The 22,067-nt window shown below is 68.6% G+C and carries 21 protein-coding genes and 3 pseudogenes; 10 read left to right on the forward strand and 14 right to left on the reverse strand.

The genetic code is table 11. The annotated features are described in order from the left end of the window. Nucleotides 1-8 precede the first annotated feature (8 nt). The 4 genes and pseudogenes from ACIOC0_RS05950 to ACIOC0_RS05965 all read right to left on the reverse strand — a co-directional run. Nucleotides 9-661, reverse strand: a pseudogene (locus ACIOC0_RS05950) (IS5 family transposase); the annotation flags it as partial. A gap of 33 nt (nt 662-694) precedes the next feature. Next, the gene (locus ACIOC0_RS05955; protein ID WP_402152832.1) at nt 695-1,084 is read right to left on the reverse strand and encodes a RidA family protein; all 390 of its coding nucleotides are present in this window, start codon (nt 1,082-1,084) and stop codon (nt 695-697) included. Beyond that, complete coding sequence (locus ACIOC0_RS05960; RefSeq protein ID WP_402152834.1) at nt 1,081-1,596, reverse strand: helix-turn-helix domain-containing protein; 516 nt, start codon at nt 1,594-1,596, stop codon at nt 1,081-1,083. The genes ACIOC0_RS05955 and ACIOC0_RS05960 overlap by 4 nt, the downstream gene beginning before the upstream one ends. A 38-nt stretch (nt 1,597-1,634) precedes the next feature. Beyond that, a complete protein-coding gene (locus ACIOC0_RS05965; RefSeq protein ID WP_402152836.1) occupies nt 1,635-2,150 on the reverse strand; it encodes a hypothetical protein in 516 nt (171 codons plus the stop codon). Nucleotides 2,151-2,627: 477 nt separating this feature from the next. On the opposite strand from ACIOC0_RS05965, the gene ACIOC0_RS05970 reads away from it, so the two are divergent. Next, on the forward strand, nt 2,628-3,161 hold the full coding sequence (locus tag ACIOC0_RS05970) for a helix-turn-helix domain-containing protein (protein ID WP_402152837.1): 534 nt from the start codon (nt 2,628-2,630) through the stop codon (nt 3,159-3,161). Nucleotides 3,162-3,292: 131 nt separating this feature from the next. Here the strand turns inward: ACIOC0_RS05970 and ACIOC0_RS05975 are convergent, their stop codons facing one another. Continuing rightward, nucleotides 3,293-3,889: a winged helix-turn-helix transcriptional regulator gene (locus tag ACIOC0_RS05975; protein ID WP_402152839.1), complete on the reverse strand. Its 597-nt coding sequence runs from the start codon at nt 3,887-3,889 to the stop codon at nt 3,293-3,295. Between the two features lie 101 nt (nt 3,890-3,990). Here ACIOC0_RS05975 and ACIOC0_RS05980 point away from each other — a divergent pair, with 101 nt between their 5' ends. From ACIOC0_RS05980 to ACIOC0_RS05990, 3 genes are read left to right on the forward strand one after another with little or no spacing between them, the layout of a single operon-like run. After that, the gene (locus tag ACIOC0_RS05980; RefSeq protein ID WP_402152841.1) at nt 3,991-4,791 is read left to right on the forward strand and encodes a crotonase/enoyl-CoA hydratase family protein; all 801 of its coding nucleotides are present in this window, start codon (nt 3,991-3,993) and stop codon (nt 4,789-4,791) included. 28 nt (nt 4,792-4,819) lie between these two features. Beyond that, nucleotides 4,820-6,046 carry an acyl-CoA dehydrogenase family protein gene (locus ACIOC0_RS05985; protein WP_402152843.1) on the forward strand — a complete coding sequence of 409 codons (1,227 nt, stop codon included), beginning with the start codon at nt 4,820-4,822 and terminating at the stop codon, nt 6,044-6,046. 48 nt (nt 6,047-6,094) lie between these two features. After that, complete coding sequence (locus tag ACIOC0_RS05990) at nt 6,095-6,871, forward strand: SDR family oxidoreductase (RefSeq protein ID WP_402152845.1); 777 nt, start codon at nt 6,095-6,097, stop codon at nt 6,869-6,871. A gap of 166 nt (nt 6,872-7,037) precedes the next feature. Here the strand turns inward: ACIOC0_RS05990 and ACIOC0_RS05995 are convergent, their stop codons facing one another. Further along, a complete protein-coding gene (locus ACIOC0_RS05995; RefSeq protein ID WP_402152847.1) occupies nt 7,038-7,517 on the reverse strand; it encodes a MarR family winged helix-turn-helix transcriptional regulator in 480 nt (159 codons plus the stop codon). A gap of 35 nt (nt 7,518-7,552) precedes the next feature. Here ACIOC0_RS05995 and ACIOC0_RS06000 point away from each other — a divergent pair, with 35 nt between their 5' ends. Further along, nucleotides 7,553-8,803: a multidrug effflux MFS transporter gene (locus ACIOC0_RS06000; protein ID WP_402152849.1), complete on the forward strand. Its 1,251-nt coding sequence runs from the start codon at nt 7,553-7,555 to the stop codon at nt 8,801-8,803. Here ACIOC0_RS06000 and ACIOC0_RS06005 read toward each other — a convergent pair. Next, complete coding sequence (locus ACIOC0_RS06005; protein WP_402152851.1) at nt 8,784-9,542, reverse strand: IS5 family transposase; 759 nt, start codon at nt 9,540-9,542, stop codon at nt 8,784-8,786. The two genes, ACIOC0_RS06000 and ACIOC0_RS06005, sit on opposite strands and share 20 nt — an antisense overlap. Before the next feature lie 677 nt (nt 9,543-10,219). Here ACIOC0_RS06005 and ACIOC0_RS06010 point away from each other — a divergent pair. Then, nucleotides 10,220-11,230 (forward strand): peptidoglycan-binding protein, encoded by a 1,011-nt coding sequence (locus ACIOC0_RS06010; protein ID WP_402153244.1) that lies wholly within the window; start codon nt 10,220-10,222, stop codon nt 11,228-11,230. Nucleotides 11,231-11,286: 56 nt separating this feature from the next. Here ACIOC0_RS06010 and ACIOC0_RS06015 read toward each other — a convergent pair whose 3' ends face one another. From ACIOC0_RS06015 to ACIOC0_RS06025, 3 genes and pseudogenes are all read right to left on the reverse strand, one after another. Continuing rightward, nucleotides 11,287-11,490, reverse strand: coding sequence for a hypothetical protein (locus ACIOC0_RS06015; RefSeq protein WP_402153272.1), 204 nt, complete (start codon nt 11,488-11,490; stop codon nt 11,287-11,289). Nucleotides 11,491-11,886: 396 nt separating this feature from the next. Continuing rightward, entirely contained in the window at nt 11,887-12,468 is a 582-nt protein-coding gene (locus tag ACIOC0_RS06020; protein ID WP_402153246.1) for a class I SAM-dependent methyltransferase, read from the reverse strand. Between the two features lie 63 nt (nt 12,469-12,531). After that, nucleotides 12,532-13,047, reverse strand: a pseudogene (locus tag ACIOC0_RS06025) (ATP-binding cassette domain-containing protein); the annotation flags it as partial. A 731-nt stretch (nt 13,048-13,778) separates the two neighbouring features. Between ACIOC0_RS06025 and ACIOC0_RS06030 the strand changes: the two are divergent. The 4 genes and pseudogenes from ACIOC0_RS06030 to ACIOC0_RS06045 all read left to right on the forward strand — a co-directional run bounded on the left by ACIOC0_RS06030 (nt 13,779) and on the right by ACIOC0_RS06045 (nt 15,359). Further along, a complete protein-coding gene (locus ACIOC0_RS06030) occupies nt 13,779-14,324 on the forward strand; it encodes a hypothetical protein (protein WP_402152853.1) in 546 nt (181 codons plus the stop codon). Nucleotides 14,325-14,417: 93 nt separating this feature from the next. Then, nucleotides 14,418-14,723: a transposase gene (locus ACIOC0_RS06035; RefSeq protein ID WP_402152855.1), complete on the forward strand. Its 306-nt coding sequence runs from the start codon at nt 14,418-14,420 to the stop codon at nt 14,721-14,723. Between the two features lie 55 nt (nt 14,724-14,778). Beyond that, nucleotides 14,779-15,027 (forward strand): annotated as a pseudogene (locus ACIOC0_RS06040) (IS3 family transposase); the annotation flags it as partial. A gap of 119 nt (nt 15,028-15,146) precedes the next feature. Further along, the gene (locus ACIOC0_RS06045) at nt 15,147-15,359 is read left to right on the forward strand and encodes a DDE-type integrase/transposase/recombinase (RefSeq protein ID WP_402153248.1); all 213 of its coding nucleotides are present in this window, start codon (nt 15,147-15,149) and stop codon (nt 15,357-15,359) included. Nucleotides 15,360-15,621: 262 nt separating this feature from the next. Here ACIOC0_RS06045 and ACIOC0_RS06050 read toward each other — a convergent pair whose 3' ends face one another. The 4 genes from ACIOC0_RS06050 to ACIOC0_RS06065 form a co-directional block, all read right to left on the reverse strand. Continuing rightward, nucleotides 15,622-15,819, reverse strand: coding sequence for a hypothetical protein (locus ACIOC0_RS06050; protein ID WP_402152857.1), 198 nt, complete (start codon nt 15,817-15,819; stop codon nt 15,622-15,624). Between the two features lie 264 nt (nt 15,820-16,083). Next, entirely contained in the window at nt 16,084-17,214 is a 1,131-nt protein-coding gene (locus ACIOC0_RS06055) for a cellulose binding domain-containing protein (protein ID WP_402152859.1), read from the reverse strand. 238 nt (nt 17,215-17,452) lie between these two features. After that, nucleotides 17,453-18,475, reverse strand: coding sequence for a LacI family DNA-binding transcriptional regulator (locus tag ACIOC0_RS06060; RefSeq protein ID WP_402152861.1), 1,023 nt, complete (start codon nt 18,473-18,475; stop codon nt 17,453-17,455). Nucleotides 18,476-18,876: 401 nt separating this feature from the next. Then, nucleotides 18,877-21,795, reverse strand: coding sequence for a glycoside hydrolase family 48 protein (locus ACIOC0_RS06065; protein ID WP_402152863.1), 2,919 nt, complete (start codon nt 21,793-21,795; stop codon nt 18,877-18,879). Nucleotides 21,796-22,067: the final 272 nt, after the last annotated feature.

Raw genomic sequence — 22,067 nt, forward strand, 5'->3', positions numbered from 1 at the left:
GAAGGCCGGCGCCTACGGGGTGGGCGGCGGCGGTTGCGTCGGGAGCTGTACGCCTTATCTCCGCTGAGATGCCCGGGCGGGTACGAGGACGGCCGGTAGTGAGCCGGGGGACGTGCAGACGTTCCAGCACCGGGATCAGCTGCGGGGCGTCGCCCCACTGGCCCGGGGTGATCAGAAACGCCAAAGGCCGGAGGCCGCCCTCGTCGACCAGATGAATCTTGCTCGTCAGACCGCCCCTTGAACGTCCCATCCCTTCATCTGGCCGATACCGAGAGGGCAGAGCCCGGCGTCCCGGGATGTGCGGGGGTGTCGTGCGCGCGCCAGCCGCGTGCTGATGGGCCGGGCATGAGTTGGAATCGATACCGACCATGCTCCAGTCGATCCGGTCTTCAGCGCCGGCGTGCGCCAGGAGCGAGCGGAGGATCTTGTCCCAAGCACTGTCCGCCGACCAGCGGCGGTGACGCTCGTAGACGGTCTTCCACGGCCCGTACTGCGCAGGCACGTCACGCCAGGGCGTGCCCGTTCGCAGGCGGAAGAGGATTCCGTTGATCACCGTGCGATGGTCGCTCCACCGTCCGCCCGGCAATCCGCCGCCGCGCAGCAGGGGTTGGAGCCGTGCCCGCTCGGCATGTGTCAGATCGTCCCGCCCGACCTCGGGCACGGTGCCCCCGTTCACCCAGACCGGACTACGTGGTCACGCGGTGATCCGCCGGGCGTACACCTCGATCTCGATCTTCATGCGGGGATCGGCGAGGCCGCACATGAGCATGGTGGCGGCCGGCCGGACCTCTCCGAAGGCGCGACGCAGCACCGGCCAGCAAGGCTCGAAGTCGGCCCGGTCGGGCAGCAGATAGCGCACCCGCACCACGTCAGCGAAGGTGCACTCCGCTTCGGTCAAGGCGGCCTCGATGTTGTGCAGGCACTGTTCGGCCTGCTCCACCACGTTGTCCGAGATCGTCATGGTGGTGTAGTCGAATCCGGTCGTCCCGGACACATGAACCCAGTCACCGTCGACCACGGCGCGGGCGTAGCCGATCTGCTCCTCGAACGTCGAGCCCCTGAGGATGGAACGTCGCTCTGTCACTCCGCTTCACTGCCCGATGGCCCTGGACAGATGTGATCACTCGCGCAATCCAGCGACGCGCAGCCTGCCGAACCCCCGGTTGACCAGCGGATCCGATCGTCCCGACGAGCCATAACCACACCCGGAACCGTGGAACCCGGCGCCCACCCGACGCGGCACTCGGGCTGCCGGCCTGCACGGCAGCAGCCACCGAAAGCGAAACGGTCCGCCGACTTCGTCGGCGGACCGTCAAAAAAGATGTGCCGTTCGCTGAGCCGGGGCAGTGACTGCTGCCCCTTCGGCTCCAAGGCAGCCGAACCTCCCTGGCACCAGGTGTGGTGCCACCGCTCCACCGACCGCACGGTGCCCCGAAGGTCAGCCGCGATCACCCTGTTGCCGTCACCCCGTTCGAACCGCTCGGCGGCCTCCAGCCGTACCCGCCCTCGACGCTGTTGCTCCTGGGCAGTGAACCCACCCCCTTGCGCGGATCGCACCCCGAGGTCATGTCGCAGGGGCCAAAGGTCCGTCAGCACCTACGACAAGACGAGTTCAACATGAGTAATCGCATTGCCTACATGGATGGCTTGTCGGAAGCGATGATGAGGCGCTTGTTGCCACCGCCGGTGCTGTCGCCAGGTACGGGCGGGGCAGTGTCATAGACGCCGATAGGGGTCCACTTGACCTGGTCGTTTGGCTGCCAGTAATCCTGAAAGATGTAGTAGAGATGAAATTTATGTGGGCGGCACGGTTCACCAGGTGGACAGGTGATGCCGTCCTTGTAGACCCTGATGCTCTTCCCGATCTCGTCTGGGCCGACCCAGGGAACCCGAATTTCGCTGGTTTTTGTGCTGTGGGCGTCGATTGGGCCGAACCAGGAGTTGGTCTCTCCGGTATAAAGCCATACCGGATAGCCCATTGCGTTCTGCACTTCCGTGATGACGGTGACATTCGCCCTGGCCGTGGTCGCGGATTTGGTGCCGTGCAGGGATCCAGGCGTGGCGGCGTCGGCGGACGGGAGGGCGGTGAACGCGCCGCCAACCGCAAGGACTCCTGCGATGACGGTGCGGAGGGTACGGGAGATTCGCATTGTCGGCCTTCACTTTCCGAGTCATGCAAGCTCTACGGAGAGTAAAGGATTGGATACCCAGAGTCAACCGCGGAAGCCCCGCGTAGCCGCAGTGACATGTGAAGATCCCACCCGGCACCGGCCGGGAAAAACGGATGAACCGATCATCTCAACTGACAGTGATCGCACTTGAAGGGGCGACGCCAATCTCTGCTGATAGCCGCTGGTTCTGGGCCGGGCTCGCGTCGTCCTATGGAGTGATCCCTTTGGCGCGCTTGTGTGTGCGACACGTATTTGACTGTCAACGAGGTCGTCGGCTGCAAGTCGGGCGTGATGTGCACAGTCCCGGGGGCAGTGGCAATATCCCGACTATGTGATAACTGTCGCGCTTCGACTCAACAGCAGGAATTGTCTGGTCGTGCTTTTCTCTCCTGCTGAGGTTGAACTCGTGGAGTCGTAGGGGCTGACGGCTCGTCGCCTGTGCGGTATCACCGGGGCATGTGGCATCCGCAGGGGGGGCTGACCGCCGAACGGCAGCAGTTCCGCGAGGAGTTACGGCCCAAGGCGGCCGAGAGGTTCGCCCGGGGCGAGGCGAGCTCGGTGATCGCCAAGGACCTGCGAGTCGGCGTCCGCTCCGTGCAGCGATGGCGGCAGCTGTGGGACGAAGACGGACCGCGGGCTCTGCGGTCACAGGGGCCGGCGTCACTGCCGAGGCTGAGCGAGAAGCAGTTCGCCCAGCTGGAAGCGGAGCTGGCCAAAGGGCCGGCCGCGCATGGCTGGGAAGACCAACGCTGGACCTTGAGCCGCGTGAAGACGGTGATCGGCCGGCGCTTCCACCCAGGTCGAAGAGCGCACGCCGCGGACCACGGTCACGCCGTCCTCGACGCGCACGGCGGCAGCCCCAAGGCGATCTATCCCCGGGTTTGGTCAGCCTGGCCGCCTTCCGGCCGTCCGCGGCGCCTGTCCCGTGACCACGAGGGTGCATCGGGACGCCGCGTTCGACCGCTTCGTCACTTGCCGGCGACGGAGTGACCACCGACAACGATGTGACTTGACCGGGTGTTACGCGTCGTTCGCAGGGAGACGCGGCGAAACGGACCGCCGACTCAACGAGCGGTGCCACCCCTCGACGTCTTTCGAGTTCGCAAGGTCGCCTCCGGGAGTCATTCCGGTTCACTAGCGGCGGCCGGTTCCAGGTCTGGGCGGGGCTGCCCTTGCTTCGACGGGCGTGGCTCTGGTGTGGGCGACTCGTCGGGGTTCCTGTCCATGGCGAAGCGCTCCTGTACGCCGGGGCTGTCGAGGAGCCGGGCCGGGTAGCCGGGTCCGGTCCGCACCGCGACGTCTTGGTGGTGCAGTGGTTCACCGCAGGAAGAGCAGACGACCTCGGCCTGGGTGTCGTGGTCGCAGGCGGTGTGGTGCATGACCACGGGGATGCCGCCGTCCTCGGTCAGCCACCGGTCGCCCCAGGCGTTGATGGCGGCGAGCACGCCGAAGAAGTCCCGGCCTTTGTCCGTCAGCAGGTACTCGTGGCGGACCGGCTCGCTCTGGTAGGGGCGGCGCTGCAGGAGCCCTGCGTTCTCCAGGCGCCGGAGCCGGTCGGTGAGGGTGTTGCGCGCGATGCCGAGGGAGTCGATGAAGCCGTCGAAACGCGACTCGCCGTAGAAGACCTCGCGCAGGACCAGCAGCGTCCAGCCGTCGCCCAGGATGTCCACGGTACGGGCGATCGAGCAGGGCCAGCTGTCGAACGAGGTCCGTCTCATAGCGACGACCTTATCAGTTTCGTCATGAGATGCACTTGCCCTCGGTGGATCGGCCCGGATAGCGTCCGTGAGTCTCATCATGCAACTTAAGAGGAGGAGTGATGAGCTCCACGTCTGCGAGCACACCGGCGGTCACCGTTGAACGGGACGGGCATGTGCTGTTGATGGGCCTGAACCGGCCCGCCAAGCGCAACGCCTTCACCAAGCAGATGCTCGGCGAGCTGTCGGCCGCCTACGGCCTGCTGGAGTCCGACGACGACCTGTGGTGCGGGGTCCTGTTCGCCCACGGCGACCACTTCACCGGCGGCCTGGACATGCTCGACGTCGGCGCCGAGCTGGCTTCGGGAAAGTTCGAGGCCTCCGAAGGCGGCCGCGACCCCTGGCGCCTGGACGGACCGTGGTCCAAGCCCGTCGTCGCGGCCGCACAGGGCTGGGTGATGACGCTCGGCATCGAGCTGCTCCTGGCCGCTGACATCCGCGTCGCCGCCCAGGACACACGGTTCGCTCAGTACGAGATCCGCCGCGGCATCTACCCCTTCGGCGGGGCCACCTTCCGCTTCCCCCAGCAGGCCGGGTGGGGCAACGCCATGCGCTGGATCCTCACCGGCGAGGAGTTCGACGCCGCCGAAGCCCACCGCATCGGACTGGTGCAGGAACTCGCCGCGGACGGGCCGGCCGCCCTCGCCCGCGCCACCGAGATCGCCACCCTCATCGCCGAGAAGTCCGCGCCTCTGGGGGTGCGCACCGTCTTCGCCTCCGCCCACCTGGCCCACGAGCACGGCGAGAGTGCCGCGATCGAGTGTCTGCGCCCGGACACCGCACGGCTGTTTGCGACCGCCGACGGCGCCGAGGGAATCCGGTCCTTCGTCGAGCGCCGCGATGCCGTTTTCACCGGCCGCTGACCAGCCCGCCCCCATCAGGAGATTTGCCGTGACCACCGCGAAGACGCCTTCCCTGTTCGACCTGCCGCCCGAGATCGCCGAGGCCCGTGAGTGGGCCCACGGCTTCGCCGAGAAGTACGTACGCCCCGTCGCCGCCGAGTACGACGAGCGGGAGGAGATGCCCTGGGCCGTCATCGAGGAAGCCGCCAAGGTCGGCCTGTACACCCCCGAGTTCGCGCTGCAGATGATCGCCGACCCCACCGGGCTCCTGCAGCCCGTGGTCGCTGAGGAGATCTTCTGGGGCGACGGGGGCATGGGCCAGGCCCTGTTGGGCACCTTCCTGCCCGCCGCCGCCCTGTTCGGCGCCGCCACCAAGGAGCAGATCGACACCTGGCTGCCCGCCTTCTTCGGCACCCCCGGCGACCTGGCCGTCGCCGCCCTGTGCGCCAGCGAGCCGAACGCCGGCAGCGACGCCGCCGCTATCCGCACCCACGCCCGCTACGACGCAGCCACCAAGGAATGGGTGCTCAACGGCACCAAGACCTGGGCCACCAATGGCGGCATCGCAAACATCCACGTCGTCAACGCCGTCACCGACCCCGCGCTCGGCGCCCGCGGCCACGCCCTGTTCCTCATCCCGCCCGGCACCCGCGGTCTCAGCCAGGGCCAGAAGTTCTCCAAGCACGGCCTGCGCGCCTCCCACACCGCCGAGGTCGTCCTCGATGACGTGCGCATCCCCGCCGACCTGGTCCTCGGCGGCAAGGACGCGCTCGACCAGCGCCTGGCCGCAGCCCGCGAAGGCACCCGCGTCCGCGTCCCCGCGGCCATGGCCACCTTCGAGACGACCCGGCCCGGCATCGGCGCGATGGCCGTCGGCGTGGCCCGCGCCGCCTACGAGTACGCCCTCGAATACGCCGGTGTCCGCGAGCAGTTCGGCCGGCCGATCGTCGACAACCAGGCCATCGCCTTCTCTCTGGCCGACATGGCCGTGGAGATCGACGCCGCCCGCCTCCTTGTCTGGCGTGCCAGCCACATGATGACGCGCGGCCAGCCCTTCACACGCGCCGAGGGCAGCATGGCCAAACTCAAGGCCAGCGAGGTCGCCGTCCGCACCACCGAACGTGCCGTGCAGATTCTCGGCGGCAACGGCTACACCCGCGACTACCCCGTCGAACGCTGGGCCCGCGACGCCAAGATCTTCACCATCTACGAGGGCACCAGCGAGATCCAGCGCCTGGCCATCAGCCGCGCCCTGTCCGGCCGTCGCATCCAGTAGACACCGTCGCCCGCACGTCCAGTCCCTACCAACTCATCGGAGCATCACATGAGCACCCAGATGCCTGTCCTGGCAGGCAAGGTTGCCGTCGTCACCGGAGGCGGCCGCGGCATCGGCAAGATGATCACCCGAGGACTCCTCGAAGCCGGCTCCAAGGTCTACATCTCCAGCCGCAAGGAAGCCGACCTGAAATCGGCCGTCGAGGAGCTGAGTCCCCTCGGCGAGGTGCACGCGGTGTCGGCCGACCTCGCCACCGCCCAGGGTGTGGAGACCCTGGCCGGCTACCTCAGTGAACGTGAGAGCCGCGTGCACGCGCTGTTCAACAACGCCGGCGCCAACTGGGGGGCGCCCCTTGAGGAGTTCCCCGACTCGGCCTGGGACAAGGTGCTCTCCGTCAACGTCAAAGGCGTGTTCGCCCTCACCCAGGCCCTGTTGCCGATGCTGAAGGCAGCGTCGACACCCGACGACCCCGCCCGTGTCATCAACACCGGTAGCGTCGACGGGCTGCGCGCCCCCGCCCCCGGCTTCAACAACTTCTCCTACAGCGCCAGCAAGGCCGCCGTACACATGCTCACCCGGCAACTCGCGGGCACCCTCGCCCCCGACATCCTCGTCAACGCCGTAGCCCCCGGCCTGTTCGAGTCGAAGATGACCGCGGGCATCCTCAGCCTCGGCACCGGCGCCGTCGCCGACCAGATCCCCCTCAAGCGCATCGGCCGTCCCGAAGACATGGCAGGTATCGCCGTGTTCCTCACCAGCCCCGCCAGCAGCTACATCACCGGAGCAGTCATCCCTGTGGACGGGGGGATCCTCACCACCAACTGAGCCCGGCCGGGATCGCAAGCGGGGACAGCCGGGCGACGAGACGAGCTGTGGGAACGGATCGGGCAGCGTGCTGTCCGCGCAACGGATGGTTTCAGAACGAGCCACAGTCGTCTGAACCGGTGGAGCCAGGCCAGGCCCGCTCGAGGACCCAGTGTGTCTCGTGTGGTCATGGACCGCCTTGGTCGTCGGCGGTGAGCCGCTGTTCCAGGTGGCTGAGCAGGTGGGTGCATTTCCGGACCGTGTCGAGGTCGTCGCCCAGGATAACGGCGAGCTCCTGTGCCCAGGCGGCGCGCAGCACCCGGAGGTTGGCCGCCGCGCGCTCGGTCGGGCGCACGGCGATGCCGCGGCCGTCGGTGGCGGCGCGGGAAACCATCCCCTTGCCCTCGAGGCTGCGCAGCGCCGTGCTGACGTTGGTGCGCTGCAGCCGGGTGCGGCGGGCGATCTCGCTCGGCGCGGCCCCGGGGTACAGGTCGACGACCCGCATCACCTGCCGCTCGGTTTCGGTCAGCGTCACCACCTGCGGGCCTTCCGGAGTCCGGGCACGCACCAGCCGGCCGACGTTGAGGATCAGGTCGGCGAGGTCGGCGAGGTCGGCGAGCGGGCCACCGGCGTCCGTGCCGACGGCGTCTTCTGTGTCGCGGGGCATGGCACCACTCTACTGAATTATGTCACCATAATTATATGTCCATAACTAATGGGGATGCGCAAGATCGGCAGACGGTCGCCACGGCGGAGAGCAGCGACGTCCCGAAGCCGGTGAACCTGGGGCGCCGGGCGCGGCTGGCCCTGCTGCTCGGCTCGCTGAGCGCCTTCGGTGCGCTCACGATCGACATGTACCTACCCGCCATGCCGAGCATGGCCCACCAGTTGCACACCAGCGCGCCGCTGGTTCAGACGACCCTCACGGCGTTCGTCATCGGCCTGGCCCTCTTCCAAGTGATCGTCGGTCCACTGTCGGACTCATGCGGCCGGCGCCGCCCGCTGCTTGCCGGTATCGCGCTGTACCTGGCGGGGTCGCTGTGGTGCGCGCTGGCGCCCACCGTCGGCTACCTGATCGCCGGCCGGATACTGCAGTCGCTGGGTGCGGCCGCGGGCACGGTCCTGGCGCGGGCCATCGTGCGGGACCTGTTCTCCGGCACCGCCATGACCCGGTTCTTCTCCACCCTCATGGTCGTCAACGGCGTCGCCCCGGTCGTGGCGCCCGTCATCGGCGGCCAACTGCTGACGCTCACCACCTGGCGCGCGGTGTTCCTGGTGCTCGCCGCCGTCGGCGCCGTCCTGCTGCTTGCGGTCGTCTTCGCGCTGCCCGAGTCGCTGCCGGACGCCAAGCGGGCGCCGGCCCACCTGCGCGCGACGCTGCGGACCTTCCGGACGCTGGCCACCGACCTCCATTACCTGCGGTACGTGCTCGTCGCGGCACTGATGTTCGCCGCCGTTTTCGCTTACATCTCCGGATCGTCGTTCGTCCTGCAAGACGCCTACGGGCTCACGGCCCAGCAGTTCAGCCTCGTCTTCGGCCTCAACGGTCTGGGCATCGTGCTGCTCGGGCAGGTCAGCGGCTGGCTCGTCGGCCGCGCCGCCGACGAGCACACCCTGCTGCGCGTCAGTCTGACCGTGGCAACCCTCGGCTCCGCCGGCGTCCTGACCTGCGCCGTGCTAGGCCTCCCGCTACCGCTGCTGCTGACCTGCCTTTTCCTGGTGGTGTCCATGCTCGGCATCGTGCTGGCCAACGCCACATCCCTGGCACTGAGCGGCCACGGCTCCGCCGCCGGAGCCGCCTCCTCCCTTCAAGGACTGCTGCAATTCCTCGTCGGCGGCCTCGCCGCCTCCGCCATGAGCCTGCCCGGCCAGGTCACCGCAGTCGCCATGGCCACCACCATGGCCATCTGCGCCGCAGCCGCGCTGGCCGTTCTCAATGCCCGCCGTACGTGAAACACCCGCTCATTTCCGGAGTGCCGAGGCCGGATGCCGGTGCGTTCGGGACCAGCGAGCGCGTGCTGATCTCGACATTCGGGAGTTCCGGTGCCGCCGGAATCAGCACGGACAGCCAACTGATCACTTCAGGATGAGGCACGTAGGCGGCGCAGGCATATGAGGCTGCAGGCCAGTTCGAGCAGGCCTGGTGGAGATCGGCGCGTCGTTCGTATCGGGTGCGGAGCCGTTGGAACTGGTGCAGCCAGGCGAAGGCACGCTCGACCACCCGGCGCACCTTGCCCCGCCCGGAACCGTGGGCGACGCCGCGTCGTGCGATCAACGGCTTGACGCCGCGCCTCCACAGCAGGCGGCGGTACCTGTCGAAGTCGTAGCCCCGGTCGGCATACAGGCGCCGGGGCCTGTGGTGGGGGCGGCCCCGCAGTCCCCGAATCGGCGGGACGGCGTCCAGCAGCGGCAGGAACTGGGTGATGTCGTGCCGGTTGCCGCCGGTGAGCGTGACGGCAAGCGGGGTTCCGTGGCGTCGACGATCAGGTGGTGCTTGGAGCCGGGGCGGGCGCGGTCGACGGGTGAGGGGCCGATGTGGTCCCCCCTTTGAGTGCCCGGACGTCGACCCGTCTACGGAGCAGTCATCCAGGTCCAACAGGCCGGCACGGCGCAGCTCGGTCAGCAGGGCCGCGTGCAGGCGCGGCCATACACCCGCCTCGGTCCAGTCCTGCAGCCGGCACCAGGCCGTCACCCCGGAGCATCCCACCGCGTCCGTGGGGACGGTCACGCCATGCGACACCGGTCCGCAGCACATATATCACACCAGCGAGTGCCACTCGGTCGGGAATGCGCAACCGCCCCCGGGGTAGCGATGGCGACGCTCGGGAGCGGCCGGCACGAGGGGGCCACCCGTTCCCACAGGTCGTCAGGAACAAGATCAGCACGCACTCCGGACACCCTGCCGACCAGGATCGGCGAGCACAAGACCCGCGACTCAACTCATTCTGAAACGACCAGTAAGCCGGCCCAGGTCCTGGCGGCTCGGACGCCTCGAAGCCGACAGATGCGGCTATCGCCCGCCAAAGGATTGAGACAACGCCGCGCCGAGTGCGTATCGCTTGACAAGGAAACCGTAGGCACACGTCTGCGGTCCGGCTCACCAACTGACGACATCGACCCGATCTCCCGCGCTGACAGGCCAGTTCAGCAGATCACTGGAGTGGCCGGCACGCATTCCACGGAGCGCTACGCGGGCCGTGGTGGCGCCCCACCCCGGAGCTGGTTGGTCGAGGAGGACTACCGATGGGATTCGACGAGGCCGAACCGCCACGGGCCCTCAACTGGGGGCGCGAGCCCGCGCAAGAGATCCAAGATTCATTTCAGGCAGTTCTGAACGCCCTGGATGCCGCTCGCGCCGATCTCTACGCGATGGAGGAGCCCCAAGGGTTCGGAAGCCCGTTACCGTCCTTGGACCACCCCAGTGCAACAGCCGGATACGGCAGCGCTGCCCATCCCGCCCCGTCCCTGCCACCAACGCAGCCGGGGACGCAGGGCCCGGGATCCCGGCCCGAGCTGGTTCCGGTCCGTCCGGAAGGCCTCCCACCGTCTGCCGACCCGCCCCAACCCGCTCGGGACCGGCCAGGCGCCGGGAACGCCGTGGTCGAGCCGCTGTGGTCACGCGGTGTGCGGCAGGAGGCGGTCACGCCCCCAGGGGCCGACGCGCCACGGGAGGCAGGACAGCCACCCACTGCGCGCGGCGGGGGCCCGGCGCCGGCCGAACCGTCGGCAGCTTTCCCGCTGCCCCCAGTCGCTCTGCAGGATCGTGCGCGCCGATGGACCGACTCGACTCAGGACTCCCCCCACCAATCGCAGGCCGCGCAGCCGGACCGCTTCGTCGTCCCGCCCTCCCAGACGCCGCTGCGGCCAGAACCGGCCCGCCCCCCTGAGCCCAGGGGAGGCCAAGGACATCGCCGCTTCACCGACCGGCGACACAGCCGGCTCGCCGGAGTATTCGGGCTGGGCGCCGTGAGCGGATTGGTCCTTGCCTCTTCCCTGCTCAGCAACGGCGGCTCCGCACCGGCGAAGCCGCCTGCGTCCTTGGAGCAGCCGGACCGGCCATTGCCGGAGAATCCGGCACCTGCAGCCCCGTCCCCACCGACCGGGCAACCGAACCGGCCGGCTCCCGGCAACGCCTCGCTTCCCGAGATCCCGGGCACCGGGTTGCTGCGCCCAGGCGACATTGGCCACGGTGTTTACGAGTTGCAGGTACGTCTGCTCCAGGTCCCTCACATCTATGACGGCGGCGCCATCAACGGCCGTTACGACACGGAGGTCCGTCAGGCAGTGGCCCGATTCCAGAATGCATACGGCATACATGGAGACGAGACCGGCGTCTACGGGGACAACACCCGACACGCCCTCATGCTGCGGACGAAGTAGCGGCCACAGCCGCATGCCAGACGCTGCGACGACTGCACGGGCTGCTGGAAGTCACCTCATGGAGCAGTTCTGCGTCGGCGCGGAGACTGCGCGTCTGTGAGTTCGGGCGTGCGGCGACTGTCCGGCGCCCAGGTTGCGGTGACGACGGCGGTACGGGCGCCGGCGGCGTGGTGCTGGGCGAGTACGCCGCCGGCCAGGAGGCTCTCGTCGTCCGGGCGCGCGAACGCCCCCAGCAGCGAAGGCAGGTGCGGGACGTTCATGGTGAAGAGTCTCCTGACGGGTGTGGCTCCGGGGCGACGCCAACCGCGCGACGTCCCCCTGTGGAAGGCCGCCGGTCAGAACAGACACCTCACGTTGCTGTGCCGTCAAGCCAAGCGGTCGTGAGGGCTGGGGTCTTCGAACAGTTCTGACTGGGCTCGGAGAGAATCCCGGCCCGACGATGGCACGGCACTGGTACTCCTCTTCGCCCGTCGTGGACGGGCGCCCACTCCCGAACGGAGCTGGCTCTGCGAGGGCGAGCACAGCCCCCGCAAAGTCCCCCTCGGCGACCACCTGCCGCCCCAACAGCGAGCCGTCCTTGAGGCCTGCCTCACCCCCGCTGACGGTGTCCGATTCGTTGGTCACCGAGTTCTGCATCCGGTAGCCGGGGGCGGGGATCAGGGGCGCAGGGTGTAGCAGCGCAGAACGTCGAGGTCGGCAGTCCAGACCGCGGTCCAGCCCGCGGTGAGGATTTCCGCCTGGGCGGGAGTGATGCCGAGGCCCTGCAAAGGGTCGGCAGCGGGGCGGCGCCCGGAGATCTCGGTGACCACCCAGAAGGCCCCGCCCGGGGCAAGGAGGCGGCGGACGCGGTCGAGGAAGGCGGCCTTGTCGTCGATCCACCGGTAGACCAGGCGGCAGGTGACAACCGCGTACGCCGGCTCGGGCAGGGCACGGAGGTCGTCTGTGGTGAAGTCCATGCACCGCCACGCCGGCTCGTGGCCGAGCCCCGCGTCCTGGGCGGCGGCGAGCGCGATGGCGCTGGGGGAGCAGTCGATGCCGGTCGTGCGGTAGCCGAGGCCGGCGAGGCGCCGGGCCAGCGAGCCGTCGCCGCAGCCGATGTCGAGGGCCGGGCGGTCCCCGCCGGAGCCGAGACACTTCTCGAGCAGCCGGTTTTCGGTGTCGTCGAGTTGCCGGTAGCGGCGGCCCTGGGACCAGAGCGGCTCCCGGTAGGTCGCGGCCGCGGTGGACGTGGTGGTCATGACCGCGTGACGTCCAGTCCGCACGGCCGTGCAGCCCGCCCGCGAAGGAGTTCCTTGTGTCGCCGCCTGGCCAGCGCCGGTGCGCTGCTGAAGTTCCCACAGGGACCGGAACAGGCCCGGCCCCCGGGTGAGCTGCGCGTAGGTTCCTTCCTGCACCAGGCGTCCCTGGTCGAGGACGACGATCCGGTCGGCTGCGGCGACGTTGGCGAGCCGGTGCGTGATCAGGAGGATGGCCCGGTCCTTGGCCGGCTCCCGCAGCCCGGTGAAGACGTGGTGCTCAGCTCGGGCGTCGAGGGCGGCCGTGGGCTCGTCCATCACCAGCAAGGCCGCGTCGCGGTGGAAGGCCCGGGTGAGCACGACGCGCCGGCACTGCCCGCCGGACAGCGGCCGGCCGCCGAACCACTCGGAGGTCAACAGCGTGTCGAGGCCGGACCGGAGAGCGGGCAGCATGTCGGCGGCACCGGACGCCGCACAAGCCGCCAGGACAGCGGCGTCACTGCTGTCGCCCTGCCCGAAGGTGATGTTGTCCCGCAAGGTCAGCGGCAGGTACGTGTACCGCTGCGGGGCCAAGGTGACGTGCTTCCCTCAGACCACGGCACGAAAACGGCCCACCAACTCCGTCGGCGGACCGTCACGAAACTTCGAGGCCAAAGGCCTACTGATCGTTTCAGAATGAGTTTGGCTCACAGGCCTGGCAGTTGAGAGTGGCTTCGTGTCGTATCGGGGGGCGACGCCGCGGCCTTGAGCTTGTTGATCAGCCGCTCGACGGTGTTTCCCTCCGTAGAGGTCGGCGTCGTGGCTCACGGCTTTGTCTTGTCGCCGGCCCGGCCAGCTGGGGTGCCCTGGCCGCTGGCCTTCCCTTGCTGCGGGTGGGGTGGGCGTGTCTGAACCGGCCGCGTTCCGGTCCTTGTGCGGCGGGCTTCGGCAAGTCTGTCCCCTGGCGAGCGTGTGCGCCCGCTAGGCTTCCTGCTGTAAGGCGCTGACCAGGTCAGATGTGCGAGAGTGGCGTCCTCGTCGTCGCGCGGAGCATTGTCAATGCCCGACACGCGCGCAGAGGTGTGACGGGGTCTCAGTGGTGTCCCCCTTGTGGCCCAGCCTTGAGTCAAGTCGCTTCCTATTTTGTTTTGTGACGAATCGTCACATGTTCCGTACGGTCTCGTGAACGCCCGATCGGCCCCTTTCTGGGGTCCCTCATGCATCTCTGAAGTGGCGACAGAATTCGGCGTGAGTAGGTTCATTCGTAGGCGGCCGGGTCGGCTGGCATCCCTGAGAGATGGAGAAGCGAAATGCCTGCGAGAGGGAGAAGTGGAATGCGAACGCGTACCGTGGTCGGGATCGCATTGTCGGTGGGCGTCACTGTCGCGGCTGTAACCACCGTGGACTACGCGTCGGCTTCAAATTCCGCGTCCGCCCCGTCGGTGCAAGAGGCTGCTGCCTCCTTGCCTCAAGGAGCAGATGTGGGAGGAAACGGCCAGACGGGCGGCTACGGCCAGACGGGAGGCAGCGGGCAGACGAGGTACGGCGACGGCCAGACGGGAGGGAACGGGCAGACGAGGTACGGCGACCGTTCGGACGACCGCGGACGGGTCTATGTCAACGAGCGAACGTATTCGGTCGAGGGGGGTGAGTGCATCGCTGTAATCAGCAGTCCGGCGACCAGCTTCAACGTCCGGAACGAAACTGACAACAGGGTGGAATTCTTCACCGGGATTACGTGCGACAACGGTGCTGCAATTGCGACTATCGGGCCCGGAGACTCCAGCAACGCAATCCCCGGAACAGTGGTTCTCGATGGAGCCGTGGTGCCGTTCGCGCTTGTCGGCAGCTTCCGGGCAGTCGACAAGCATCACCACTGACCCCGGCTCAGGGGCAGCGGTGTCCCTGAAGCTTCCCCTTGATTTTGGACACCTGGAGACTGGGACGTGAGGTTCCAGAGGAAGTAGTGCCAGGTGGGAAGCAAGAGCGACCGCAGCAGGCGGTACTCGGAGGAGTTCGAGCGCGACGCGGTCGCGCTGGTCCGCTCCTCCGGCAGGACCGTCACCGAGGTGGCCCGGGAGATCGGGGTCAGCGCCGAGGGCCTGCGGAACTGGGTCAAACAGGACACGATCGACCGCGGACAGGGGGCGCCGGGCGAGCTCACCAGCGCGGAGCGGGAGGAACTGCGTCGGCTGCGGCGGCAGAACCGTGAGCAGGCCGAGACGATCGAGGTGCTGCGTAAAGCGGCGGTCTTCTTCGCGAAGGAGAGCGATCGATGAACGACGTGTACGCGTTCATCGAGGCGGAGAAGACCGCCCACCCGGTCGCTCTGTTGTGCCGGCTGCTGAAGGTGGCCCGGTCCTCCTTCTACGCCTGGATGGCCGGCCAGCAGGCCCGCGCCGCCCGCCGGGCCGCCGGGCCGCCGACGACGCCCTGGCCCACGAGATCACCGTCTTGCACACCGCCTCCCGGTGCACCTACGGGGTGCCGCGCGTCCATGCCGAACTGCGCAGGCTGGAGTGGCGGGTCAACCGCAAGCGAGTGGAGCGGGTCATGCGTGAGCGCGACAGCGCCGGGGTCACCCGGCGCAAGCGCCGGTCGCTGACCCGTCCGGCGAAGAAGGCGGTGGCCGCTCACGACCTGATCGGCCGCGACTTCACGGCCGACGCCCCGGGGCAGAGACTGGTCGGTGCATCACCTGCATCCCCACCGACGAGGGCTGGCTGTATCTGGCGACCTGGCTGGACCTGGCGACCCGCGAGATCGTCGGCTACTCGATGGCCGACCACCACCGCGCATCCCTGGTGGTCGACGCACTGACGTTGGCCGCCGGCCGCAGCGACCTCCAGCCGGCTGCATCGTGCACTCGGACCGCGGAGCGGAGTACACCGCTGACGAACTCCGCCGGGAAATAAGCCGGTCGGGGCTGCGGCAGAGCATGGGACGAACCGGCTCGTGCTACGACAATGCCGCCGCCGAGAGCTTCTTCGCGCTGCTGAAAGCGGAGACCGGCACCCCCCGCTGGCCCGACCGGACCACTGCCCGCGCTGAGATCCTCACCTTCATCGAGACCTTCTGCAACCGCAAGCGGCTGCGGAGGCACCCAGTCTGGGGCCACCCCACACCGCGCACTGACGGAGCCGGTCAGGGCCGTCTCCCCGGCCCTGACCGGCTCCCTCAGCAATGGTGACGGGTGCTCAGCCGACCGTGGTCGCGTTCCAGACCTGCGGGGCCCCGGTGTCGGAGGTTCCACTGGATGATCGGGCTGCCCTCATTGGTGGTGTTGGCGTCGTCCAGCGCCTTGCCGCTCCGGACGCAGGCGAACGTGTAGACGGCGCCCGCGAGGACGGCCGGCGTGCCGTTGATTCCGTTCACGCGCGAAAACGTGGTCCGGCAGGCCGACGAGGCCGCCGTGGTCGCGCCGCCTCTCTGCACATGTCCGTCATGCTTTCCCAGCTGCCGTCTGCGTCTGCGTCTGCGTCTGCGTCTGCGCCTCCGCTGCCGCGCGGCCTTGCGTGGCTCTTGCCCGGAGAAGGGATGGATGCGATCGCTATGACGTCGCCCACCTCACGGCGGGGGGCCGGGGCCCGCCTGTCCGTGTGGAGGAAGCGGGCGGGCCCCGGCGTACGGGGGCGCAGGTCAAGCGGTGGTGCAGGCGGTGCCGTTCAGGGTGAAGCCAGAGGGTTTCGCGAAGGCGCCGCCGTAGGTGCCCTGGAACCCGAAGGACGCCTGGCCGCCGGCGGCGATCTGCTCGTTGTAGCCGACGTTGCTCGCCGTGACGGCTCCCGACGAGGGAGAGACGTTCGCGCTCCAGGCACTGGTGATCTGCTGTCCGGTGGGCAGGGCGAACGCCAGTTTCCAGCCATGCACCGGGGAGGAACTGGTGTTGGTGACGGTGACGTCGGCGGTGAAGCCGCCCTGCCAGACGTTCGTGGTGTACGCCACCTTGCAGGCCGCGGGTCCTCCGGGGCCGCCCGGGTCGCCGGAGGAGCCCTTGTTGACGGTCGAGGAGAACGAGGTCAGGGCGAGGCCCGTGCCGTTCTGCCAGGGTTCGAAGCCCGCCTGAACACTGGTCAGGTACCAGTTGCTCTGTGCCAGTCCGCGGGAGACGGCCTGCCGGGCGAAGTCCATCACGTCGAAGGCCCAGCTGCTGATCGCCGACGGTGCGACGAACGACAGCACGTCATTGGAGCCGTTGTTGCCGGACCACACCTGCCACTCGCGCCCGGCCACGCTGGCGGTGCCGACCGGCGAGCCCACGGGTTGGACGGATCCGACCTTGTTGAACCAGATCATGATCTCGGTTCGGTTCACGCCGTCGGTGCGGGGGGTGGGGTCGAGCCAGATGTCGTACGCGGCGTCGTACACCGCGTCGTTCACATAGCTGTACGAGGTGCTCGTGGGCGCGCTGGAGATGGTGCTGAGCTGAGCGGGGAGATTGGTGCCGGGCGAGCAGTTGGTGTAGTGGCAGCCGTTGAAGACGGACGGGTACGACTTCGGAGCGCCGTTCGTGGGGACGGATCCGTCGGCCTGACTGATCCTGAACCCGGAGTCGGTGACGGCGATGCACTGCGCCGCGCTGGTGCCCCAGCGGTTGTTCTGGACGACGTAGCGGCCCTGGATGGTCGTCGACCCGAACTGTTCGCAGATCGTGGTGTCGGCCTGTGCCCCCGACGCGGTGGTCAGAAGCGCGGCGAGAGAGACGAGTGAGGTGAGCAGCGCGCCGAGCATGCCCCGCGCGCTGCGGGCGTGGTGTCGTGAAGGTCGCATGCGGATCCTCTGGGGGAGGGATGGGGGGATGGGCTGTACGGGAGTGCTTCCGTCGCCAAGTATTGGGAGCGCTCCCACCACTCGGTTTCGGCACGGACACTAGAGAATGGTTCAGGTTCATGACAAGGTTCCCGGCGTAAGCGGGGCGAACCGATTTGGGAGCCGCAGGTCGGCAACGGTTCGTGCAGCACAGCGTGCCCGGCGTGAAGAGCTCCCCGGGTATCTCGCCCAGCCACGGTCAGGTGGAGTCGCGCACCATCAGCTCTGTGCGCAGGATGACGTGACGCCAGGCGACGGCGCCCTCCTCCATCTCCTCCAGGAGCAGCCGGACCATGGCCCGCCCCATCGCCTCGATCGGCTGACGCACCGTGGTCAACCGCGGTGTGGTCCGCTGGGCCAACGGGAAGTCGTCGAAACCGATCACGGCGACGTCCTCGGGCACCCGACGCCCAGCCGCGTGCAGCGTCTCCAGAGCTCCCGCAGCCGTGGTGTCCGACGCGGCGAGGACGCCGTCGATCTCCGGATGCCGTCGGAGGAGCTCGGCCATCGCGCGGCGTCCGCTCTCCGTCGTGAAGTCGCCCTCGGCGACGAGGGTCTGCTCGCCTTCCAGGTCCGCCTGCGCCAACGCCTCCTGGTAGCCGCGCAGCCGGCACTGCGTCACGTACATGTCGGCCGGCCCGGTGATGGTGGCGATCGCTCTGCGACCTCGTTGCAACAGGTGGGAGACGGCGCTGCGGGCTCCGCCGACGTTGTCCACGTCTACGTAACTGACGTACTCGTCGCCGGAGCGGCGCCCCAGCAGCACGGTCGGCAACCTGGCCTCGGCAAGCATGTCCGGCAGTGGATCGCCGGCGTGCACGGACATCAGCAGAACACCGTCGACCCGGCCGCCGCGCGCGTACTCGAGGAAGCGCTGCCGCTCGGCGTCCGAGCGGACCAGGGTCAGCATCAGCTGCATTCCGGTGTCGGACAGCGCGTCCCCGAGCGAGCTGACGATCTCGGAGAAGAAGGGCTCCGCGAACTGCCGCCAGTCCGGTTCCGTCATGACCAGGGCGACCGCGTCGGCCCGTCGCCCGGCCAGGGACCGGGCCGCGAGGTTGGGCACGTACCCCAGTTCCTCGATGACCCGCTGCACGGTCCGGCGCGTCGACGCTTTCACACCTGCCGCGTTGTTGATGACGCGGGAGACCGTGCCCCGGCCCACCCCGGCACGGGCGGCCACCTCCTCCAGCGTCGGCGTCCCCGGGCGCCGTCTGCCCATGACCACCTCCCCCCACGAGATCACCGATCTTACGGGGACGGAGGCGCCGAGCACATGGCTTTGCCAGGGGCACGGGCGCCGACGAGCGACCTGGCCGCATGGATCAGGACAGCGTTTCATCTCCCTCCTCGCGGAGCTCGCCGCACCCGTCACCGCTGGTTGAGCCACAGGGTGCTGCACCTGGCCTGCGGGCCTCGACGGTTGTGGCACGGCAGGCAGGGCTGACTGGTCCGTTCGCGGTGGTCCATGGAGCGTGGGAGCCGGGAGCGCTCCCAGCCGAGGTGACCGACACGCCCCAGGGTGGCGGGACGGCCGGGCGGTCCCTTGTGCGGCTGGGGCCGCCCGGCCGGGTGACCCCGTCTCCTTGTGACGGGGTCGCGTACGCGGAGCGTGAGCGTGGGCTATTCGAGTAGCTCCGCGTACGAGCCCATGGCCAGGGCGATGTCCGCCTGGGCCCAGAACCGGTGGTAGGTGAAGACGGGTGCGGCCCCGCCCTTCAGGTAGGCCTCGATCTTCGACCAGGCCGGGTCGTTCTTGTAGAAGGACCTCAGCGAGAGGAAGGTGGACGTGGAGTTGATGGCGTCGCCGTTGGGCATCGTGCCGGTCCAGCCGCTGGGGACGTAGACGTTGTCGTTAAACCTGCTGTAGTCGGTGCGGGTTTCAGGGACGGCGATGCCCAGGCTGTCCTGGTAGTTGTTCCACATGCCGTCCAGCAGCGCTTTGGCCGTGGACTTCGCCGTCGTGTCTCCGGACTTGGCGGCGTAGTAGGTCAGGGTCTTGGCGTACGCGGCGGCCACGCCGACGTCGTCGGTGTAGTCGGCGACGGTGACGTGGAGTCCGCTGTTGGCGCCGGGGCTGGAGGCGTTCCAGGTGTCGGGCTGGCCCGACCACTGGAGGGTGGAGGGGATCCGGTAGGTGCCGTCCGGGTTGATCGTGGTCTTGGACAGCGCCCACTTCACCCACTTGTCGAGGACCGCTTTCGCCTGGGCGTTGCCCGTCTGCTGGTAGAGCTCGGCGACCCGCTCCATCGACCACGCCTGGAAGCCGAACCACTGGTTGGACGGCGGGTCGTGGTAGACGGGCTGCTGGTCGTAGTACATGCCGTAGAAGGTCGACTTGCCCGCCGGCGGGGTCGCGTAACGGCCGGCCCAGCTGTTGGTGGCGCCGCCCGCGATGGCGCCCTCGGACGACTGCAGCCACCGGTAGAACTCCAGCTGCCGGTCCAGGGACTTGTTCCAGTCCGCCGCCCCGGTGGCCGACTTGGGCTTCAGGTCGGCGTAGGAACTGAGCGCGTAGGCGGCCAGCGGGTTCTGGTAGCCGCTGTGGGCGTAGCTGGAGCCGATGCGCCAGGCCCAGCCCCCGCTCGTGTCGTTCGAGCCGCCCCAGGCGTAGTACCAGGACAGCAGGTAGTGCGAGGCGTCCTTGCCGGCGCCGGCCGGGCAGGCGGCCGGGCCGACGCAGTTGCCGATCTTCTTGAAGTACTTGTCGTACATGGCGTAGCGCAGGTAGTCGCCCATCTTCGCGGCCTTGCCCACGGTCGCGGAGACGTCGCCGCCCTTGCCCTGCTGCTTGGCCCACACATCGGCCCAGTACGCGGCCTGCACGGCACGCGCGTCGGCGTCCGGGGCGTCGGTGTACTTCCACTGCTTGGCGTAGCTGGAGTCGCCGGTGAACAGGTCCAGGTAGCCGTTCTTCCCGCCGTACTTGAAGGCGTCGCAGGTCGGCTGCGGGATCGTCTCCCACACCGACTCCTGCGCGCCGCGCTGGAAGGTGTTGATGTACGACGGTCCCTTGGCGGTCGGCCCGCCCTCGCAGGTCCCGCCGGGGGTGTCGCCGTAGCCGTAGACGTTGTCGACGTCCTCCAGCCAGTGCATGCCGTAGACGTCGTCGGTGTTGTACGTCGACTTCAGCTCGCCGGCGAGCGGGTCCGACCCCACGGGCACGGACTGGTCCAGCTTGGTCGGGTACTCGTTCGGCGTGTCCGCTTCCGGCGCGTAGGTGGCGGGCTTGGACGGGTTGTAGAAGGAGTTGGTCGGCTGGTCGGCGTGGGCGGGGATCATGTACTTCTCCATGATCGTCCAGGCCCCGTTGAACTTGGACCAGTCGCCTGTGACCTTGCCGTACATCGCCTGCAGCCACAGCAGGTAGCTGTACGCCTCCGACGTGGTCTCATGACCGTGGTCCGGTGCCTCGACGATCAGTGTCTCGACCGAGTGGTACGGGACGCCCTCGGGGGAGAAGTAGCCGTTCGCCGGGTTGGTGATCTTCCCGTAGAGGTCCAGGAACCGGGCGTCGTACGCCTTGGTCGCCGAGATCTGGGTGACGGTGACCGACGCCTTCGCGAGCCCGGTGGCCGTGGACTCGAAGATCGCCGCGCCGGTGCCGGAGCCTTCGGCGGTGACAGTCACCTTCTGCGGCGTGTTCCAGTTCGACGGCGTGAAGGTGAGCGAGGCGCCGCCGGTCACCGACAGCCCCGAATTGCCGCTCACCCGGGTCGTGGCGACGGTGACGTTCGACGACGGCTGGGTGGACAGCTTCACCTCGTAGGCGCCCGTCTTGCCCTGCTGCACCGCCAGCTGGTTCGTCGAGGCCACCACGGCGGGACCCGAGGCGACCGTGATGCCGACCGGCGTGGACTCCGCGGACGCCCCCAGGCTGTCGTAGGCCTTAGCCACCAGCGAATGACTGCCCACGGTCAAGCTTGAGGCCGAGAGCGAGTACGGCGCCGTCGTGTCCGTGCCCAGCAGCGTGGTGTCGTCGTAGAACTCCACCTTGCTGATCGTCGCGTTGTCGGCCGCCGCCGCGGTCGCCGTGAGCGGGACCGCGTCGCCCTGGGTGTACACCGTGCCCGCTTTCGGACTGGTCAGCACGGTGATCGGCGGCTGGTGCGTGCCCGTGCAGGTGGTGCCGTTGATCGCGAAGCTGGTGGGGGCGGTGTTGGCGCCGCTGTAGCTGAACTGCGCGCCGGCCGACACGGCGGCGCCCGCGACGATCTTGCCGTTGTACCCGGCGTCCTTCACCGTGATCGCCTGGCCGGACTGGGACCAGGCCCCGTTCCAGCCGTTGCTCAGCTGCTGGTTGCCCGCGTAGCTGTACGTCAGCGTCCAGCCGTCGATCGCCGCGGTACCGCGGTTGGTGATGGTCAGGTCGGCGGTGAAGCCGGAGCCCCAGTCGTTGGTCTTGTAGTCGACGCTGCACTGAACGCCCGCCGCCTGCGCGGTGGGTGCGCCTACGGCGAGCATCGACAGAGGCAGGGCGAACGTAGCCGCCACGGCGGTCCACATCCGCCGTACGGCTCTGCGCTTACGTCCGGGATCCATGTGCTGGTTCCTCCTTGATCACGGGACTCGTGGAGAGAGGCCAAGACTTGAAACCGGTGGGAGCGCTCCCATCGTGGGGGCGGAGGTGGGCGCGGTCAAGACGTTGAGGAGTTGAAAGGCCAAAGCGGCACGTCGAACCGAAATGTTTCGCAACACCCCTAGGAAACCAGTCCGGTTGGCGCTACGTTCGTCCGCACCAGTGGGAGCGGTTCCAATCAGTCGACGCGTCCGTCACGGCACGTCAAGCTGCAAGGAGGCGCTCATGCTTCACC

The sequence above is a fragment of the Streptomyces sp. NPDC088254 genome, assembly GCF_044740925.1.
Taxonomy (GTDB): domain Bacteria; phylum Actinomycetota; class Actinomycetes; order Streptomycetales; family Streptomycetaceae; genus Streptomyces.

Coding starts and splice junctions, on each gene's coding strand:
- ACIOC0_RS05965 (WP_402152836.1), bottom strand. CDS start 2,150: ATGCGAATCTCCCGTACCCTCCGCACCGTCATCGCAGGAGTCCTTGCG.
- ACIOC0_RS06030 (WP_402152853.1), top strand. CDS start 13,779: ATGCGAACGCGTACCGTGGTCGGGATCGCATTGTCGGTGGGCGTCACT.
- ACIOC0_RS05995 (WP_402152847.1), bottom strand. CDS start 7,517: ATGCCCCGCGACACAGAAGACGCCGTCGGCACGGACGCCGGTGGCCCG.
- ACIOC0_RS06065 (WP_402152863.1), bottom strand. CDS start 21,795: ATGGATCCCGGACGTAAGCGCAGAGCCGTACGGCGGATGTGGACCGCC.
- ACIOC0_RS05980 (WP_402152841.1), top strand. CDS start 3,991: ATGAGCTCCACGTCTGCGAGCACACCGGCGGTCACCGTTGAACGGGAC.
- ACIOC0_RS06055 (WP_402152859.1), bottom strand. CDS start 17,214: ATGCGACCTTCACGACACCACGCCCGCAGCGCGCGGGGCATGCTCGGC.
- ACIOC0_RS05970 (WP_402152837.1), top strand. CDS start 2,628: ATGTGGCATCCGCAGGGGGGGCTGACCGCCGAACGGCAGCAGTTCCGC.
- ACIOC0_RS06000 (WP_402152849.1), top strand. CDS start 7,553: ATGTCCATAACTAATGGGGATGCGCAAGATCGGCAGACGGTCGCCACG.
- ACIOC0_RS06010 (WP_402153244.1), top strand. CDS start 10,220: ATGGAGGAGCCCCAAGGGTTCGGAAGCCCGTTACCGTCCTTGGACCAC.
- ACIOC0_RS05975 (WP_402152839.1), bottom strand. CDS start 3,889: ATGAGACGGACCTCGTTCGACAGCTGGCCCTGCTCGATCGCCCGTACC.
- ACIOC0_RS05990 (WP_402152845.1), top strand. CDS start 6,095: ATGAGCACCCAGATGCCTGTCCTGGCAGGCAAGGTTGCCGTCGTCACC.
- ACIOC0_RS06060 (WP_402152861.1), bottom strand. CDS start 18,475: ATGGGCAGACGGCGCCCGGGGACGCCGACGCTGGAGGAGGTGGCCGCC.
- ACIOC0_RS06015 (WP_402153272.1), bottom strand. CDS start 11,490: ATGAACGTCCCGCACCTGCCTTCGCTGCTGGGGGCGTTCGCGCGCCCG.
- ACIOC0_RS06020 (WP_402153246.1), bottom strand. CDS start 12,468: ATGACCACCACGTCCACCGCGGCCGCGACCTACCGGGAGCCGCTCTGG.